Source organism: Gelidibacter sp. F63206, assembly GCF_023015735.1.
In genome coordinates this window covers 13589-32767 of record NZ_JALKAU010000052.1, presented here as the reverse complement: position 1 = coordinate 32767, position 19179 = coordinate 13589, and the positions used below count along the sequence as shown (strand labels likewise).

Genomic DNA, 19179 nt, shown 5'->3' with positions numbered 1-19179 from the left:
TTAAATATCTAAAAGTCGATAATAAGTGAAGTTTTAAAGCGTGCTTCACCTGGCGCCTCAGCACTTCTGTGAGAAAATTTTACGAAAAAGTTCTGCGAAAATCAAATGAAAGATCAACTCCATAGACATATTTTAATAGATCAAACTCCAAAACGGATCATCTCCTTGGTCCCGTCACAAACCGAGCTGTTGGTCGATTTAGGCTTGGAGTCTTCAATTGTTGGGATTACCAAATTCTGTGTGCATCCAATACACCTTAAAGAAGACAAGGTCATCGTTGGTGGGACAAAACAAGTCCATCTTGATAAAATAAAAGATTTGAATCCTGATATCATCTTGTGCAATAAAGAGGAGAATACCAAAGAGATGATTGAGGATTTGGAAAAAATAGCCACTGTGCATCTCAGTGATATTTATACAATTGAAGATGCTCTGGAATTAATCGAATTATATGGAGAGCTATTTTCTAAAGAACTCGAGGCCAGTGCCATGGTCAAGGAGATATCTGATAAGAAGTTTGAATTCGAGGCTTTCATAAAGGACCAACCCAAGAGAAGTGTTGCTTATTTTATTTGGAAACAACCTTGGATGGTCGCAGCACGACATAATTTTATAGATGAATTACTGCGTTTAAATGGGTTTGATAATTATTATGGAAACTTAAACCGATACCCAGAAGTTGTTCTCAAAGACTATTTACCGGAAAACGCAGATATTGTGATGCTGTCAACTGAGCCATTTCCATTCAAAAATAAGCACAAACAAGAGTTTAGTCCTTTCTTTCCCAATGCAACCATCCTTGTGGTTGATGGTGAAATGTTCTCATGGTATGGATCGCGATTATTGAAGGCGTTTGATTATTTTAAAACGCTGCATCAACATCAGTTGTCTCCGAATTTTTTAAGTTGAGAATTATTTTTCTCAGTTTGGAAGCTTCATGGTACAAAAAATCACTCAAACTGGCGTCCAGTTGTAACATATTATAGGCTTCTTCAGTGAATTTGATGTAGTTTTTTTCTACCTCCTTAAGATTTAAAACGTCGTTGAGGCTAAATTTAACTTTTCCGACTTTGCAATTATGTGAATTCATAGTGGTTTCTTATTCATAGGTTAATGTCTTAAACTATAAATACGCAAGATAACCCCTTAAGGATGTGGTGATAAAGTTAAAATTTTGGTAATTTTTAATTTAATCTTTTCACGGTAGTGTCTCTACTTAAATACTTCAAGCGATTCAGCTTGTTTAAAAGCTTGATCGCTTTATACTCTGAAATATCACTTAGAGCATGATCTGTTTGACGGACATTGTAGGCTTGTTCGATAAGCTGCTTATACCGCGCTTGTAGTTTGAGTTGGTGCGTTTTGATTTCCATTAAAGTTTTCATGACTACAAGAGTTTGATAGTTAAATATATCTAAAAAACAGATAGCGAGCAAGTTAAATTTTTATTAATATTCAAAAAAAAGTCGGTGGTCATTGTCCACTGACCTTTGTTTGTAATCAACTTGTCCAAAAACAGGATTTAAATCCTTTAGTATAAATTTAATCTTGTAGTGCGAAAACTCTTCTTAATAGGTCTGTACTTCTCGCGCCTACCTTATTTCTTATTTCTTTTTCTTCAACTGCAATCATGGTATACACTCCTTTTAATGCTTGTTCAGTTACATAATCTGTCAAGTCTGGATTAACATTATTAGTGAATGGGATGGCATTGTATCGGTTGATTAGATTTTGCCAAATCTGATCCGCACCAACTTTGGAGAACGAATTATTGATTACTGGATGAAACTTATCGTATAAAGGCGTCTTAGTCTTACTAGTAAGATATTGCGTTGCGGCATCATCGGCACCTAAAAGTATATTCCTTGCATCGGCGAAGGTAATTTCCTTAACTGCATCCACGAAAATTGGCGTGGCCTCTTTAACGGCATCCTCAGCAGCTCTATTGAGTGCTTTTAGCCCTTCATCGGCCAGGCTGCCTAATCCTATATCACGTAGACCTTTGTCTACTTTTTGTAATTCTGTCGGTAAAAGAATTTTTACAAGTTCATTTTTATAAAAACCATCAGTTTTGGTCAGTTTGGTCACTTGCTTTTCGATACCCAAATCCAAAGCTTGCCTTAGGCCGGATGCAATATCAGTATTGCTCAAAACCCCACCTCCTTGTGGTAATGAGTCAACAACGCCCTGTAATTCTGCACAGGAGTGCACTGTGAAAAATGTAAGTAAAACAACTATCGATTTTTTCATATATGTCTAATTTTAGTGTGTCCAAAAATATATGAAATAGTTTAGATTACCTGTATTTGGGAAAGATATTGCCGTAAAGACCAAGTTTTATGGCGTCACTGTGTTTATTTCTACCATCAGTTTTTTTCTTCCCACCAATGGGTTTGAATACCCGGAGGTTCTTGATTTCCACTTAAGATCCACAGCATTTTTTAAAAACATTCCAAAATATTGAGTAGAGACACTGCTTTATCCCTATTTACAAGTTTAAACTATTCTTAATATAAGGCGACTTCTTTTATAAAATCTGTAAATTTGCAGGACCTATAATTTCAATTTTCAACAATGATACAAGCAACACCATATAAACCGAAACATAAAGTCAGAATAGTAACTGCTGCTTCTCTTTTTGATGGGCATGATGCAGCCATAAACATCATGCGTCGCATCATCCAATCTACAGGGGTTGAAGTGATTCATTTGGGTCATGATAGAAGTGTAGAGGAGGTGGTCAATACTGCCATTCAGGAAGATGTTAATGCCATTGCAATTACCTCCTATCAAGGTGGACATAATGAGTATTTCAAATACATGTATGACCTATTAAGAGAAAAAGGCGCAGGGCATATCAAGATTTTTGGCGGCGGTGGCGGTGTCATTCTTCCTTCAGAAATTAAAGAATTGATGGATTATGGCATTACCAGAATTTATGCTCCAGATGATGGTAGGGAAATGGGGTTGCAGGGTATGATCAATGATCTTGTGAAAACTTCTGATTATGCGATAGGAGATGAACTGAACGTTGAATTAAATGATTTAAAGAAAAAGAATCTAAAGGCCATTGCAAGAATCATTTCTTCGGCTGAAAACTTTCCAGAGGTGGCAGAAGTTATATTGGATAAAATTCATATAAAAAATAAAACTTCAAAAACACCGGTTCTTGGTATAACTGGAACAGGAGGTGCCGGTAAGTCATCATTGGTGGATGAATTGGTACGTCGTTTTTTAATCGATTTTCCTGAGAAGACTGTAGGTTTAGTCTCTGTCGATCCTTCAAAACGGAAAACTGGTGGGGCCTTACTTGGAGATCGTATCCGGATGAATGCCATCAACAACCCTCGTGTCTATATGCGAAGTTTGGCGACTCGTCAATCTAATCTTGCACTTTCAAAATATGTCAATGAAGCTATTGAAGTTTTGAAAGCTGCAGAATATGATTTGATCATTATCGAAACCTCAGGGATAGGCCAGTCGGATACGGAAATTATTGAACATTCTGACGTGTCGTTATATGTAATGACGCCAGAATTTGGTGCTGCTACACAATTGGAAAAGATTGACATGCTCGATTTTGCCGATTTGGTGGCCATCAACAAATTTGACAAACGTGGCTCTTTGGATGCTTTGCGAGATGTGAAAAAACAGTACGTTCGCAACCATCTCCTATGGGATGTGGATCCAAAAGACTTACCGGTTTTCGGGACGATAGCCTCACAATTTAACGATCCGGGAATGAATACGTTGTATAAGGCGATCATGGATAAAATTGTCGACAAAACGAAGGCCGATTTAAAATCGACTTTTACCATTTCTGATGAAATGAGCGAGAAGATTTTTGTAATTCCTCCTGCAAGAACACGCTACCTCTCTGAAATAGCGGAGAGTAATCGTGCTTATGATAAAACGGCAACGGAACAGGTTGAAGTGGCACAAAATCTTTATGGGATTTATAAAACCATCGAATCCGTTATTGGACAAACTCCAAAATTGGACAAAGCGGGGATAGATGATCAATATATCAACTCAAGTGGTGTCGAAAATAAGGATTTTGTAAAACTACTGGTGGCCGAATTTGACCGTGTCAAGTTAAACCTTGATCCTTACAATTGGGAAGTTATTACTGGTTGGGATGAAAAAGTCAATACTTACAAAAATCCAGTTTATGCTTTTAAAGTGAGGGGTAAGGAAATAAAAATTGAGACCCATACTGAGACGCTTTCCCATTTAAAGATCCCTAAAGTTGCCCTCCCAAAGTACCAAGCTTGGGGTGATGTTTTAAGATGGATTTTACAAGAGAATGTTCCAGGTGAATTTCCTTTTACCGCTGGGCTATATCCTTTTAAAAGAACGGGAGAAGATCCAGCACGTATGTTTGCTGGCGAAGGGGGCCCGGAAAGGACCAATCGCCGTTTTCATTATGTGAGCATGGGTTTACCGGCCAAGCGTTTATCTACTGCCTTTGATAGCGTCACACTTTATGGAAATGATCCCGATTACCGTCCTGATATTTATGGGAAAATTGGAAATGCTGGGGTAAGTATCTGTTGTTTGGATGATGCCAAAAAACTGTATTCTGGTTTTAACCTATCACATCCAATGACCTCGGTAAGTATGACCATAAACGGTCCTGCTCCAATGCTTTTGGGTTTCTTTATGAATGCTGCTATTGATCAACAATGTGAGCTTTATATCAAGGAGAATGGACTGGAAAAGGAAGTAGAGGCCAAGATTGCCAAAATCTACAAAGATAAGGGTGTAGAACGCCCAAGCTACAAAGGCGACTTGCCAGAAAGTAATGATGGTTTGGGGTTAATGCTTTTAGGTGTGACAGGCGATCAAGTATTGCCGAAGGACGTTTATCAAGACATCAAGACCAAAACCATTGCTCAAGTGCGTGGTACCGTTCAGGCCGATATCTTAAAAGAAGACCAAGCGCAAAACACCTGTATTTTCTCTACAGAATTTGCTTTGCGACTGATGGGGGATGTACAGGAATATTTCATTGAGAACAATGTGCGCAACTTTTACTCTGTGTCTATTTCAGGTTATCATATCGCAGAAGCTGGAGCAAATCCAATTACGCAGTTGGCATTGACCTTATCCAACGGATTTACCTACGTGGAGTATTATTTGAGTAGAGGGATGGACATCAATAAATTTGGTCCAAACCTATCATTCTTTTTTTCCAACGGGATTGATCCTGAATATGCCGTAATTGGTCGCGTGGCGCGTAAAATATGGGCGAAGGCCATGAAAAATAAATATGGCGCCGACCCGAGAGCACAAATGTTGAAATATCATATCCAAACTTCAGGGCGTAGCCTGCATGCACAAGAGATTGATTTTAATGATATCCGGACGACGCTTCAGGCTTTGTATGCCATTTACGACAACTGTAATTCACTCCATACAAATGCCTATGACGAAGCCATTACCACACCAACCGAAGAATCGGTGAGACGTGCCATGGCTATACAATTGATCATCAATAAGGAATTAGGATTGGCGAAAAATGAAAACCCAATTCAAGGCTCTTTCATTATTGAAGAATTAACCGATCTGGTAGAGGAGGCGGTGTTGATGGAATTTGACCGTATTACAGAAAGGGGAGGCGTTCTTGGTGCTATGGAAACCATGTACCAACGCAGTAAAATTCAGGAAGAAAGCTTGTATTATGAGACTTTAAAACATAATGGCGATTTTCCAATTATTGGCGTGAACACCTTTTTAAGCAGTAAAGGATCTCCAACAATTATCCCGAAGGAAGTTATTAGGGCTACCGAGGAAGAGAAACAGTTTCAAATTAAAACGCTCGAAAATCTACACAAAGGAAATGATACAAAAGATTTGCTAAAAGACTTGCAGCACAAAGCTATTCATAATGAAAACATTTTTGAGGCTTTAATGGAGGTCTGTAAAGTGGCTTCATTGGGCCAGATTACGGAAGCTTTATTTGAAGTTGGTGGTCAGTATCGAAGAAATATGTAAGCAGCGAACCACATTTTCCTTTTCGGAAAATGTGTGTGAGTCGCTTATCCCGCTTTTGGGCGGGATCTGTTGATGTTGAGCTGATATCTGCTGAGCCACATTTTCCTTTTCGGAAAATGTGTGTAAAAAGCTTACCCTGAGCGAAGTCCAAGGTCTTATCCCACTTTTGGGTGGGATCTGGTGCATCCTTTTGATTCAGTTAATCCATATATGCTTTTCCTAAAACTTGTAAGTACAGTGTTTTGTGAGCGTGACTAAAAGGTTTTTAACTGCTTCAACTAATTTTCATCATATTTCATAAATCAATAAAATCCATCCTGAACGAAGAGTGTTCGGTTTCTTTTCGATTATAAACTCAACCGTTCATCGTTAATTTATGTAAAGTGATGCCTATTAGGTGGTTAGAAATGTAAAACAACTAATATGTGTTTAGAAACAGTGCTATTATCAGCTTTCAGGACTAATTTTATAGGGTCGCTATTAACCTATTTAAGTATAACCTATAAAATGATTCGATTATGGAAACAACACTACGTTACAAGTTCACGAGAAAATCAAAAAATTATTTTGATTGGTTGATCTACACTATTAAATCAGAAAAATATTATTTGGCAGAAAGTCAAATTGAAGGATGGAATGGTTACGATTAGTTAATTTTAATCAAGAATATTTAAGGAAATTTTTTTCAGACCTGACAGGTTTCCGAAACCTGTCAGGTCTTTTGTATGCGATGATCTGTGAAAATAAGTCCCGAAGAATCAGGTTAGTGATTTTCAACTAAGCCAATAGATGTGATTTGGTTTTTCGAATTTTATAGGGAGAGCTCGAGAGCTGTCCGTAGGTGGTATCCGTCCGCGAGCTGTCCGTAAGCTGGGAGCTGCATAATAGATTGATTTTCAATTTCAATGGCGATTAATGGTCGATATGTTGTCATTAATTTCATGATTTGGCTGTTTGGGATATTTTTGATTAAGATAAAATCACTATCAAGTTTAATTCGAGCTTTTAAAACAACCTCATTAAGAATGATTCGTCTTTCAGGTTTTGAAGATTTCGCTTGGAAAAGATCAATTTATGACCATATTATTAGACAACAGAAATCTTATAAAAACATTTCAAATTATATTGATGCATATCCTGAAAAATGGCATCAGAATAGTTCTTATTCTAATGTCTAAAATACACTAATTGTGTGGTTGTTTTCGGATAACCAGTTTAAAAATGGGTTTTGGCCATTTATTGATTTAAGTTTCAAAAAAAGTTTCAATAAAATGCATCTTTATCCATCTTTTCACGTCTATTAGATGAACCTTAAAATTATAAACCATGAATAATAAAGAATGTTTCTGCGACTGTGACAGTTGTCAAAAAGGAAATTGTGCTGCATGTACGTGCGAAAACTGTTCCTGTAAAAATTGCAACTGTTAAGCTTAATTTAAAATGTTAATTAAAAGAGTCTGTTTTAGTAATTTTACACTAAGTAGGACTCTTTTTTTAATGGTCTAATATGAAAACGAAAACAGTTTGGGATTTATATGCACAAGACATTAGGCACTTTATTTTCAGTAAAGTGAAAGATGAGGTTGTTACTGATGATTTACTACAGGAAACCTTTATAAAAGTCCATGTAAAATTGGATACTTTAAATAACGAAAATAAAATTAAAGCCTGGGTGTTCTCTATTGCCCGTTATACGGTGATGGATTATTTTAGGCAAAACAATCTCAGCTATTCAATAGAAGAAAAGGACATTGTTGAAGAGCATACCCATTCTGACCATACTAAAGAAGACTGTTTGCGAGGCATCATTAAGGCGTTACCTAAAAAATATAGAAACCCCTTAATTTTGGCTGATATCCAAGGTTTGAAACAAGCTCAAATTTCAGAGAGATTGGATTTACCTCTGCCAACTATAAAATCGCAGATTCAGCGCGCAAGAAAACTCATTGCACAAGGTTTTGTGAAATGCTGTGATTTTAAGATCAATGACGATGGTTATTTGGTTGGGGAGTTACAAGAAAAGGAAGACTGCAAAGTCTGCAACTAAGCAGCTTTAGTGTTTTCCATCTTCCATATTGGAATATGCCGGTTTGATAATAGTCCCCGAATTATGGAATTTATTCTGAATTTAATGTTTTACAAAGTCAACATCCAAGTGTGTTGCAATCTTCTAAACTTTCTTAACTCTCTTCTCAGAATAGGAAGGTAGTCTCTACCGTTACTATGACTTTTTTCTAGGCGTTTGCAGTTTTTATAAAGCAGATTGGTCAGTCGTTCCAAAGAAGCAATATGCTTGTATTTTTTATCGGAATGGCGCTCCATCTCTGCATTGACAATTTCGGGAGCCAATGAAGTGGACTGCTGAACAATATCACCAGAAAAATAAATATCTGTGTCTTCAGAACCATCTGGTTTTAAGTAATTTAAGTCTTGACTTAAATACGTAGAAATACTTCGAGAAAGAATAATAATTTCTATCGCTTTTTTGTAAAGCGGCATTTCAGGTAGGTAGGATGGAATTGGGTTCGACATGTTAATATAGCATTTTTATCAAATTTAGTGACAAATTCATTGGAAATATAATTGGTTTTAAAGTAAAAGGTTATATTTGCTTTAATAATTAAAGTATTTTAGTTAATTTTCTTTAATATGAGTATTGACGGCCTTAATTGGAAGATCTTAAAGAGTTTACAGCATAATGCGCGACAGTCGAATGCTGAAATAGGTAGACAAATTGGAATCAGTTCTCCAGCAGTTTCTGAACGTATTAAAAAGATGGAAGATGCTGGAATTATTCAAGGGTATCATGCCTTTGTTTCTCCTTTTGAGGCTGGTTATCAGCTAAAGGCAATAATAACCTTAAGAGCTTTTATGGGCATGCTGAAACCCTTTCTTGAAAAAGTAAAAACTTATGACGAGGTTTTGAATTGCTACAGAATAACTGGAAACGAAAATATTGTTATGGAAGTGGTTCTAAAAAATCAAAAGCATCTAGAAAGTTTTATTGACCAGCTGATTGTTTATGGAGAAACCAAAACGCAGATCGTGTTATCGCATGTGGTGAAATACAATGAGGTACGACCTATAAAGTAGCAACTGTTATTTATAATAGTGTTATCATGTCTCGAGGCTCTTGGTCAAATGTCGTCAAACCCATCAAAATCATCGAAATTAAAAGGTATATCATCGTCAGGATCAACATCATCATAATTGACTCCCGGCGGATTAAAGAGACCCCAACGATCAATGGTATAGTTCCAACAATCGAAGGTTTTGACCCATTCTGCAAACAATACCCTAAATTCATCCACTTCATTTCGTAAGATATCGAGATACTCAGTATCCGGATAGCCATGCATTTGTAAGCCCCTTGCATCCGTAATCAGCTCCATTGCAGCCTTTCTGATAATGGCGGCATTTTCCATCCTGATGTCATAAAGCATATCTTCAGACGAGGCACCTGCGATTTTAGCAGGTATGATAGAAGCATTCATGCCCATGTATTTGAGATTGTGTTGCATCATCTCGGCCTCAATCGGATCTTCAAATTCTATATCGGTCTTTTCAACGGAATCTATGATAGAGCCAACAAGATCCATGATTTCACGTGCCTTTTGAAATATAGGCAGATTTTCCCATTGTTCCATAACTTATTCGTTTTTAGTACTTAATGCTTCAATATGTTCGGTGATTATTTTGGCATGAATCCTTGAGTTTTCGATAAACCACTTATGGGTTTCCATACCACCACAAATAACGCCGGCTAAATATAGTCCAGAAATATTGGTTTCCATAGTGTCGGGATCATAATGAGGTAAGCGGGCATTGTCATCGGAGAGTTTAATTCCTGCATTTATTAAGAACTCAAAGTTAGGGCGATACCCTGTAAGGGCCACAACAAAATCATTGGCCAAAGTCATCTCGCCATTTGGTGTATTAATGGTTATTTCTGTTTCTTCAATCTTAACGACTTCCGAATTAAAATAGGCCTTAATGCTTCCTTCCTTAATTCGATTGATGATATCTGGCTTTACCCAATACTTCACACGTTCGCCTATTTCCGAACCTCTGATGACCATGGTTACATTTCCACCTTTTCGCCAAATCTCGAGGGCGGCATCAACAGATGAATTGCTGGCACCAACCACAACTACATCTTGCATGGCATATGGATGCGCTTCATTATAATAATGGGTGACTTTTGGCAAATCTTCCCCAGGCACATCCAATAGTGTCGGAATATCGTAAAAACCAGAAGCGATAATTACTTTGTCGGCAAGATATTGTGTTTTGGAAGTTGAGACTTCAAAATCATCTTTTGATTTCTTAATTGTTAAAACCTCCTCGTATAAATGAATATTCAATTCGTTTGAGGTCGCCACACGTCTATAATATTCGAGGGCTTCATCTCTATTTGGTTTCGGGTTGTTGCTGATAAATGGGATCTCATCAATTTCGAGCTTTTCAGAAGTCGAAAAGAAGGTCATGTTTTTTGGATAATTGAACAATGAGTTGGTCAATGCACCTTTTTCTATAACCACATAGTTCCAATTTTTCTTTTTGCATTCCAATGCGCAAGCAATGCCAATAGGGCCTGCACCAATAATTAATACTTTATATGTTGTTGTCATGGTTTAATAGTTGTTTTGGAATTTCATTTGGCCTTTTAAATAGATTAGGAGGCCTAATCCAAACAGGCCCAAAATAATCATAAAACTCCAAGTTTTAAGAAATCCATAGGCATCAATTAAATGAAAGCCTAGATTATGTGCAAAAATATGGGAAATAGAGAAAGCAATGCTGTAAAGTGCCATATATTCTCCTTTAAGTCCGCGTTTTGCCCGGAACAGAGCGAAAGAATTTGAAAAGGGAAAAACAATCATTTCTCCAAAGGTCAGTAAAACCATTCCTATGACAACAAACCCAAGCCACGGATCCATGATCAAAAATAAAAAACTTAAACATGTTAAACCTAATCCGAAGGCCAACAATCCTATTTTTGTATGTCTTTTGTTTTCTAACCAGTAAATTAAGGGCATTTCAAAGGTAAATATGAGAATGCCATTCAAAGCCATTAAAAGACCGATCTCAAATTCTGAGAGACCAATCCCTTCCTTGTAGAAAAAGGGAATCGTCGAAATTAGCTGCAAGAAAACAATGCCAAAAATGACCATGGTCAAAAGAAAAATAATAAAGAATTTATCTGTGTATGCAGATTTAGGATTTAAATTGATCTCATTATCCAATGTTTTTGACTTCTTAGGATGCAATACATTCAATAATACGACTCCGGCAATCATACAGCTAATGCCATCTATCCAAAAAAGACTACTATAGTCCATTGTGGTAATGATCAAACCGCCAATGGCTGGACCGACGGAAAAGCCTAGATTGATGGCCAGCCTGATCAAAGTGATGCTTCTGGTCTTGTTTTCTGGTTTACTGTATGCATTTAACGCTACAAACATGGCAGGTCTAAACATGTCGGCTACAGCCATCAGGATGAAAATCCCGATAGATACTAATGCTAATGTTTCTAAGTATTGCATCCCAATAAATAGTAGGCCACTAAGAACAAGGCTGATATACATTACTTTATAGTAGCCGATTTTATCTGTAAGTTTTCCGCCAAACCAAGAACCTACTAAAGAGCCAAAACCAAAGGCGCTCATGATCCATGCCACATCATCCAAAGAGAAATTCAAATCGGTGGTAAGATAAAGTGACAAAAACGGTATGACCATTGTGCCTGCTCTGTTGATAAGGGTAATTAGGGACAGCCACCAGACTTCTTTAGATAGGCCCCTAAACGTATTGAGATAAGTTCGTCCTAAGGTAGAATTAAAGGAATTGAAAACTTTCATACAAAAGGCTATTAACTGAAACATTAGGCCATCAGATCGAATTCAAGAAAGCGTCATTGGGAAAACTATTGTAATGGTAAAAAACAAAAAATCCGACATTTAGACCGGACTTGCTTACTCACTGAAAAATATATCAAATTCATATGACAACACAAGTCCAATCAATGAAGGTAGAGGTCCTAATTTGATTGTCGGAAATGATACTGTGATACATGATTTTAGTGTTAATTGTTGCTCAAAGCTATGGAAAATTAGTTAAAATTGTATGTTTGTAAATCAATTATTTTTTTATGAAAACACTATATTTATTTTTGTTGACATTCATTCTTTTATGGAGTTGTGCTCAAGACAAACAACCAATTCAAGGCGAGACAGAGTTTCAGAGAAATCTTAATTCAGAATTTAAAGATGCCTCAAAGTCGCCCTTAAAACAGAAAGATAGAAGAGCGTTCACAGGGCTGGATTTTTTTAAATTTGATTCTCTGTATGTGGTAGAGGCAACTTTTACAAAATCAGTTGATGAAAAACCGTTCAAAATGAAAACCACAACGGATAGACTCCCGACATACTTAAAATACGGTGAGGTTACCTTTGATTTAAAAGGTGAATCGTTTACATTAAATGTTTATCAAGATCAGGACTTAATGAACGAAGAAGGTTTTGAGGACTACTTGTTTTTACCGTTTTTAGATGACACCAATGGTGATGAAACTTATGGTGGCGGACGCTATATCGATTTGAGCATTCCAGAAGGTGACGTCATGACCATCGATTTTAATACAGCCTATAATCCTTATTGTGCCTACGACGAAAAGTATTCATGCCCGATCGTACCACGGGAAAATTATGTAGATGCCGAGGTTAGAGCGGGTGTTATGGCGTTTTTGAAATAGTTTTCAAGCAGCAATCGGAAGTCGGAAGTATTCAGTAGGGTAATTGCTTTAGTTTTTATCTGTAACAATTTCTGCAAAATCAGCGCGATCTGAGGGAAATGAAACTTCGTGCAGCTGTCCGAACCAACTCCAATCAACTTTTCACCAAATACATTCCGAAAAAAACAGCTAAAAACCCAATCACGAAACTCGCTATGGTATAAATAGCAAAACTCATAAAATCACCCGATTTTAAAAAGACATGATTCTCATAAGCAAAGGTAGAGAAGGTTGTAAAGCCCCCACAAAAGCCCGTGGCCAGAAACAAGATTTGGTTTTGGGATAGCGCATTGTTCTTTAGGGCCAATCCTAAAATAATGCCAATCAGGAAACTTCCTAAAATGTTGGCCACGAATGTGCCGTACGGAATACCGGTTTCAGGACTGTTGAGGAATTTCGCGATAATAAATCTCAAGGCGCTTCCAAGTCCACCTCCCAAAAAAACTAATAAGAGTTGTTTCACAAGACTTCAATGGTTTCTTTAATAGGTATATAGATTTCAGTTACCCAATGGGCAGGATTAGGAAGTTTGGCAGGATCATTTTTATAGACCTCAAACGGACTCATATCTGAAGCTTCCAAATTCTGATCTTTTAAATAATTGTTGGCAATGGTCCATGCTTCGTTTAGATTGGTATAATTGCCTTTTAAGGTCACTTTAATAGCTTTGGTACGTTCCATAAAGCCACTAAGCACATTGCTGTCTTCTGCAATGATGACTCTTTCGCTTACGGGGATGGCATTGCTCATAATCACATTCCCATTCTCCAAATTCATTTCAATATAAATGGTGAATGGCATGCCATTGGCCGTGATGTTATGGGTAGTCATAAAGGTATCTATATCATCAAATTGGGCTCTCATGGCTGTATTCTTATTGCTTCCGGTAGAAGAAATTGTTTTGTACAAATAAAAACCGCCGCCATATTCCGTTATGCCGTCAATATTAATGGAATACGTAGCCATGCTTTTTGCTACCTTTTTATCGATACTTTCCAAGTCTGCTTTAAATTGCTCTGAAACTTCCTCTTCATTATCACCAAACAATGCGAATTTTGCTTTGGTCATAAACGCTAAATTATCTGCATCAAGAGTTCTTGTGACGTTAGTTGAACCATCATCATTGGACATGAAATGCCATTTTAATTCTGATCTTTTTATTCGCTGACTTGTAAACGTCTGGAGAATGGAGTCGTTAGGGGTGGCTATAGTTTTCTGAATTGTTTCCGAGCTTTTCCAAAATGAAGACCAATCCATATCAGTGGTATCTGAAACGATATCAAAAACTACCGCTTTAGGTGCATTAATAGTGGTGCTTTCCGTTACTTCAAAATCATTGGGTTGAACTGCGACGTAGATAGCCATTCCGATAAAAGCAATTAAAAGTAGAAATAATAGGTATTTTAGAAATTTCATTGGGTGATTTTGTAGAGTTTATCAAAGATAGACAATTTTATAGTATCTTAATAAATATTACATTTGTAACACAACAATTAAAAATTAAATTATTAATGAACTTAAAATCAATTTTCTGGATTGCATTGGCAATGAGTTTAACTATTGCTTGTAAAAATGAACCCAAAACAAGTACTGATCCGAATGCCACCACGGTTGAAGCCCAAAAAGCTGACGCGTCTTTTGACTATACTGTCGAGCAGTTTGCTGACGTAAAGATTCTTCGGTACCAAATACCGGGATGGGATAATTTGACCTTAAAAGAGCAAAAACTAGTCTACTATTTAACCCAAGCAGGATTGGCAGGTCGTGACATCATGTGGGATCAAAATTACCGTCATAACCTTAAAATCAGGAGAGCTTTGGAATCCGTCTATAGCACTTATGACGGCGATAAATCTTCTGAAGATTGGAAAGCGTTTGAGACCTATTTAAAACGTGTTTGGTTTAGCAATGGTATCCATCACCATTATTCCAATGATAAATTAAAAGCAGAATTTTCCCAAGACTATTTGAAATCTTTATTGACGGCTACCAATACGCAGTTGGAAGGCGAATCTTTTGATGTGATTTTTAATGATCAAGATTCAAAGAAAATCAATCAAGCTAAAGGAGCAGATAATGTGGCACAATCAGCTGTTAATTTCTATGGAACAGATGTCACTACGGCCGATGTGGTGCAATTCTACAAGAATAAAAAGTCGCCCAATCCTGACAAACCCTTGTCTTTTGGACTGAATTCCAAATTGGTAAAGGAAAACGGTGAATTAAAGGAATTGGTTTATAAATCGGGAGGCTTATACGGTTCAGCTATTGACGAAATTGTGAAATGGTTGGAGTTAGCTAAGGGTGTCGCTGAAAACCAAGCCCAAGGAGATGCCTTAGGACTTCTTATCCAATATTATAAAACTGGTGACCTACAAACTTGGGATGACTACAATGTGGCATGGACTGCTGCCACTGAAGGAAATGTGGATTATATCAATGGTTTTATTGAAGTTTATAATGATCCTATAGGCTATAGAGGTTCTTATGAGAGTATTGTGCAGATCAATGATTTTGACATGTCACAAAAAATGAAAGTTTTGTCAGATAACGCACAATGGTTTGAAGATAATTCTCCTTTAATGGATGCTCATAAAAAGAAAAATGTGGTAGGTGTTACTTATAAGGTTGTGAATGTGGCAGGGGAAGCTGGAGATGCTTCGCCGAGCACACCAATTGGAGTGAATTTACCAAATGCCAATTGGATTAGAGCAGCAGTTGGAAGTAAATCGGTTTCTCTTGGAAATATTATCGAAGCTTATAATAATGCAGGCAGCGCAGGAAGATTAAAAGAGTTTGTCTACGACGACGAAGAATTGAAGTTAGAGCAAGAATACGGACAGGTTGCAAGTAAGTTGCACACAGCATTACATGAAGTGGTGGGTCATGCGTCAGGACAATTGAATCCTGGTGTAGGCGAAACCAAAGAAACACTTAAAAACTATGCCTCCACTTTAGAGGAAGGACGTGCTGACTTGGTGGGGCTTTATTATTTATACAGTCCGAAACTACAAGAACTTGGTTTGGTGGATGATTGGAAAAAAGTGGGGATGGCTGCTTATGATCGCTATATCCGCAACGGATTAATGACCCAATTGATCCGATTGAATTTGGGCGATAATGTTGAACAGGCCCATATGAGAAATAGACAGTGGGTGAGTGCATGGGTTTTTGACAAAGGCAAAGAAGACAATGTCATCGATAAAATCACACGTGACGGTAAAACGTATTACAATATCAATGATTACGATAAATTACATGAACTTTTTGGGCAGTTACTTCGCGAAACCCAACGTATCAAGTCTGAAGGTGATTTCGAGGCGGTTGAAAATTTGGTAGAAACCTACGGGGTTAAGGTAGATCAAGAATTGCATAAAGAGATTTTAGAAAGAAATGCGCAATTTCCTGATGCACCTTATAGCGGATTTGTAAATCCTGTTTTGGTCGCAGAAAAAGATGATAACGGGGAGATTACCGCAATAAAAGTCACACAGCCAGAGTCTTTTCCAAGCCAAATGCTGGACTACAGCAAAACTCATAGTTTTTTGAAAGAAGAGAATTAAATCAGTGAAACTCAACTTTTAAAAATTGCGAAGCAATGCATTAAGTATTGATAGTTGATTTAATCCCGCTTTTTAGCGGAATCTTTGGCCTTATTAATAGACGCTCTGCGTTGAAGTTAAAAACGTATTTCTAATCTGATACCTCATACCGTTGGGTCGATTTAGTTCGTTTTTGTTTCAAAGCACATTTAATAGAAAACGGGGAACTTTAATTTAGTTTCCCGTTTTTTTATTGACGCTAAATTTCAATAATAAAAGATTGAAAACGATAAGCGTGATGATCGAAATGATTACAGTCATAATAGTATTGTTTTTAATACATCTTAAAAAATAAAAGATGTCATCATTTTTTTTATTAAATATTTGATCAGTTGACAAGTAATCTCAATGTTTGTGAACCGCCATTGCTGTTGCTTATTTTTATAAAATATAAGCCTGGATCTTTAACACTAAGATTTTCAACACGCTCAACTGAAGTATAGGATCTCGATAATACAACTTGCCCAAGCATGTTGAATATATTAAGGTTTAAAGTCTCTACTTGATGCCCTAAGCTTAAGCTAAAACTTCCATTAGTCGGATTAGGAAATAGGGTTATTTTAGAGAATTTCCTGTCATCGAGTGATAGGGGTTGACTGATGCGATAAACAAACGCTGTTGCTTTTCTGGGTGCTTGTGCAACCACATAAGTGTTCCCATCTGATGACAATGACAATGCAGAACCTAACAAATCAAAATTAGCACTACCCGTAACCACTTGACCAACTTGTATCCAATCGACTCCGTTAAATTGATTAACGGTAACAGTTCCTGCTTGTAATCCGCCTTGCACGTTTACACCGTTGGCTCCAATTGCGAGAATGGTGCCATTTGCACTCATACTTAAACTGCTTCCAAAAGAATCATTACTATTCTCTCCATCCATATCGCTACCTAATTGTGTCCACTGTGCACCATTATATGTGAATACCTTAACCTGTCCGGTTTTTGAGGTGTTTAGGGCACTATAGGCGATAATATTTCCGTCTGCACTGATGGCTACTTCTCTTCCTATACCCTCATTTGCTACACCTAAAATCTCTTGACCTTTTTGCACCCAATCTGTGCCGTTAAAAGCATATACTGATATAACACCTGCACCACTACTTGTTAAGTTGGCACCAGAAATGATTAATGTATTACCAGAGGCATCCATGTCGAGGGTTCTGCCCAAACTTCTATTAGCCGGAGGATTTATTGCATTGCCTTTGAGGATCCAATTGGTACCGTTGTAGGTATAAATACGAACACGACCAGCATCAGATACTCCATTAAAATCAGCAAATGGGGAGGAGGCTGCAAAAGTATTTCCATCAGACGAAATCTTAACTTTATATCCAAAAAAGTCTCCAATGTTTTCTCCTAAAATATTAGATCCCATCTGTTGCCAATTAGAACCAATATATTGATATACTTGCGCTAAACCTGAGTTGGAACCATTGCTCCCTGACTGATTGGCGCCAATACACACTATATTTCCATCTGCACTTAAGCTTACAGATTCACCACCCCTTGTCGAAGATATTATGGTACTGCCTTTTTGAGCCCAATTTGAACCATTAAGCGTGTATATAAGCACCCGATTGCCAATGCTTGGACCACCAGTTGGTTGACCAAAAGCTACTGTATTTCCGTCGGCGCTAATACTGACTGATTTTGCGAATTCAGCATTTGTCGAGCCAGTAAAATCAGCACCCAACTGATTCCAAGTTTGTGCTAAAGTACCTGAATAAAATAAAAAAACACTTAAGTATAAAAGGGCAAATAACAGGGGTTTTTGATGGTGTAATTTAGTTCTCATCTTATCGAATCTTTTGGTTTGTAGGATAACATCGGAGAACAATTGAAATGTCATCATAAAAAACTAACTTTTAAAATGGAAACATTTCCGATTCTGTATGGCAGATTGGATTCATTGAATAATGAAGATATTTTAGGGTTTCTACGTTACCCGAAATTGTTATAAAAGTGCAACTCTTGAAGATTTCCAGAATATTTTTCTGATGAAATAATGTTTTGGTCGTTTAATATTAAGTAAACATATACTTAACCGCCAAAATCATTAAAATAAAAGCAATAAAGGCAATAAGGATCCAGATGCTGCCTTTATAGTACTTTCTGTGAAGTTTTAAATCTTTACGATAAGTATAAATCAAGATTATAGCAAAAGCAATTGCAAATAAAATCCCGAAAATCAATTGACCATTAGTTAACATATCGCTATTTTTATGCAAAATTAATCAAACCATTTTACAATCTGAACAAGCTTTTCGTGAAAAAGGCAAGTTGTCATGTATATCAGGCTTCATTTGATCGGTTTATGGCCATTTTGAATTGTTCAGCTCTTAAAACATACGACATTATAAATATTTTTTGATATGAAAAGAAAACTGGATGCAGTAAAAGCATTTCATACGGCATTTAAAATTGGTCATAGAGAAAGTCCAAAGGCCGATTTGGGAACGGAGAAAAATATGCTTCGTTACAAATTGATGAGAGAAGAAAATGAAGAATATCTCGAAGCTGCAAATGCCAATGACCTCGTGGAAGTAGGTGATGCCCTAGGCGATATGCTCTACATTTTATGCGGAACTATCATAGAACACGGTTTTCAGCATAAAATTGAAGAAATTTTTGACGAAATCCAAAGAAGCAATATGAGTAAGTTAGGTGCCGATGGTAAACCTATTTATCGCGATGACGGGAAAGTCTTAAAAGGCCCAAATTATTTTCAGCCAAATATTGAGAAAATACTTGATTCTTAAACTAAAAACACCAAATAAA

General features: G+C 37.0%; 18 protein-coding genes. 9 read left to right on the top strand and 9 right to left on the bottom strand.

The features are described from left to right. The first annotated feature begins 105 nt into the window (after nt 1-105). Nucleotides 106-909, top strand: a complete 804-nt coding sequence (locus tag MWU32_RS02285; RefSeq protein ID WP_246937417.1) for an ABC transporter substrate-binding protein — start codon at nt 106-108, stop codon at nt 907-909. 275 nt (nt 910-1184) lie between these two features. Here MWU32_RS02285 and MWU32_RS02280 read toward each other — a convergent pair whose 3' ends face one another. Together MWU32_RS02280 and MWU32_RS02275 are read right to left on the bottom strand one after the other, a co-directional pair. Next, complete coding sequence (locus MWU32_RS02280; RefSeq protein ID WP_246937415.1) at nt 1185-1385, bottom strand: Lacal_2735 family protein; 201 nt, start codon at nt 1383-1385, stop codon at nt 1185-1187. Between the two features lie 157 nt (nt 1386-1542). Next, the gene (locus MWU32_RS02275; protein ID WP_246937413.1) at nt 1543-2250 is read right to left on the bottom strand and encodes a DUF4197 domain-containing protein; all 708 of its coding nucleotides are present in this window, start codon (nt 2248-2250) and stop codon (nt 1543-1545) included. Nucleotides 2251-2574: 324 nt separating this feature from the next. Here MWU32_RS02275 and MWU32_RS02270 point away from each other — a divergent pair, with 324 nt between their 5' ends. The 4 genes from MWU32_RS02270 to MWU32_RS02260 all read left to right on the top strand — a co-directional run bounded on the left by MWU32_RS02270 (nt 2575) and on the right by MWU32_RS02260 (nt 8044). After that, nucleotides 2575-5997 (top strand): methylmalonyl-CoA mutase family protein, encoded by a 3423-nt coding sequence (locus tag MWU32_RS02270; RefSeq protein WP_246937411.1) that lies wholly within the window; start codon nt 2575-2577, stop codon nt 5995-5997. Nucleotides 5998-6515: 518 nt separating this feature from the next. Beyond that, the gene (locus tag MWU32_RS05385) at nt 6516-6647 is read left to right on the top strand and encodes a hypothetical protein (RefSeq protein ID WP_262914697.1); all 132 of its coding nucleotides are present in this window, start codon (nt 6516-6518) and stop codon (nt 6645-6647) included. Between the two features lie 375 nt (nt 6648-7022). Next, on the top strand, nt 7023-7175 hold the full coding sequence (locus tag MWU32_RS05450) for a hypothetical protein (protein WP_246937409.1): 153 nt from the start codon (nt 7023-7025) through the stop codon (nt 7173-7175). Nucleotides 7176-7504: 329 nt separating this feature from the next. After that, nucleotides 7505-8044 (top strand): sigma-70 family RNA polymerase sigma factor, encoded by a 540-nt coding sequence (locus tag MWU32_RS02260; protein ID WP_246937407.1) that lies wholly within the window; start codon nt 7505-7507, stop codon nt 8042-8044. 89 nt (nt 8045-8133) lie between these two features. On the opposite strand, the gene MWU32_RS02255 is transcribed toward MWU32_RS02260, so the two are convergent. After that, complete coding sequence (locus MWU32_RS02255) at nt 8134-8529, bottom strand: hypothetical protein (RefSeq protein ID WP_246937406.1); 396 nt, start codon at nt 8527-8529, stop codon at nt 8134-8136. 117 nt (nt 8530-8646) lie between these two features. Between MWU32_RS02255 and MWU32_RS02250 the strand changes: the two genes are divergently transcribed. Continuing rightward, nucleotides 8647-9090 (top strand): Lrp/AsnC family transcriptional regulator, encoded by a 444-nt coding sequence (locus tag MWU32_RS02250; protein WP_246937404.1) that lies wholly within the window; start codon nt 8647-8649, stop codon nt 9088-9090. Nucleotides 9091-9134: 44 nt separating this feature from the next. On the opposite strand, the gene MWU32_RS02245 is transcribed toward MWU32_RS02250, so the two are convergent. The 3 genes from MWU32_RS02245 to MWU32_RS02235 are packed head-to-tail and all read right to left on the bottom strand — an operon-like array spanning nt 9135 to nt 11861. Further along, nucleotides 9135-9644 (bottom strand): hypothetical protein, encoded by a 510-nt coding sequence (locus MWU32_RS02245; RefSeq protein WP_246937402.1) that lies wholly within the window; start codon nt 9642-9644, stop codon nt 9135-9137. 3 nt (nt 9645-9647) lie between these two features. Continuing rightward, nucleotides 9648-10628 carry a YpdA family putative bacillithiol disulfide reductase gene (locus MWU32_RS02240; protein WP_246937400.1) on the bottom strand — a complete coding sequence of 327 codons (981 nt, stop codon included), beginning with the start codon at nt 10626-10628 and terminating at the stop codon, nt 9648-9650. A gap of 3 nt (nt 10629-10631) precedes the next feature. Next, nucleotides 10632-11861, bottom strand: coding sequence for an MFS transporter (locus tag MWU32_RS02235; protein WP_246937398.1), 1230 nt, complete (start codon nt 11859-11861; stop codon nt 10632-10634). Between the two features lie 290 nt (nt 11862-12151). On the opposite strand from MWU32_RS02235, the gene MWU32_RS02230 reads away from it, so the two are divergent. Beyond that, a complete protein-coding gene (locus MWU32_RS02230; protein WP_246937396.1) occupies nt 12152-12754 on the top strand; it encodes a DUF1684 domain-containing protein in 603 nt (200 codons plus the stop codon). Nucleotides 12755-12887: 133 nt separating this feature from the next. Here the strand turns inward: MWU32_RS02230 and crcB are convergent, their stop codons facing one another. Together crcB and MWU32_RS02220 are read right to left on the bottom strand one after the other, a co-directional pair. Next, nucleotides 12888-13256: a fluoride efflux transporter CrcB gene (gene crcB / locus MWU32_RS02225; RefSeq protein ID WP_246937393.1), complete on the bottom strand. Its 369-nt coding sequence runs from the start codon at nt 13254-13256 to the stop codon at nt 12888-12890. Beyond that, the gene (locus tag MWU32_RS02220) at nt 13253-14209 is read right to left on the bottom strand and encodes a GyrI-like domain-containing protein (protein ID WP_246937391.1); all 957 of its coding nucleotides are present in this window, start codon (nt 14207-14209) and stop codon (nt 13253-13255) included. The genes crcB and MWU32_RS02220 overlap by 4 nt, the downstream gene beginning before the upstream one ends. Nucleotides 14210-14304: 95 nt before the next feature. On the opposite strand from MWU32_RS02220, the gene MWU32_RS02215 reads away from it, so the two are divergent. After that, nucleotides 14305-16356, top strand: coding sequence for a dipeptidyl peptidase 3 (locus MWU32_RS02215; protein ID WP_246937389.1), 2052 nt, complete (start codon nt 14305-14307; stop codon nt 16354-16356). Between the two features lie 367 nt (nt 16357-16723). Here MWU32_RS02215 and MWU32_RS02210 read toward each other — a convergent pair whose 3' ends face one another. After that, nucleotides 16724-18253, bottom strand: coding sequence for a T9SS type A sorting domain-containing protein (locus tag MWU32_RS02210; RefSeq protein ID WP_246937387.1), 1530 nt, complete (start codon nt 18251-18253; stop codon nt 16724-16726). A gap of 520 nt (nt 18254-18773) precedes the next feature. On the opposite strand from MWU32_RS02210, the gene MWU32_RS02200 reads away from it, so the two are divergent. After that, nucleotides 18774-19160, top strand: coding sequence for a nucleoside triphosphate pyrophosphohydrolase family protein (locus MWU32_RS02200; protein WP_246937384.1), 387 nt, complete (start codon nt 18774-18776; stop codon nt 19158-19160). Nucleotides 19161-19179: the final 19 nt, after the last annotated feature.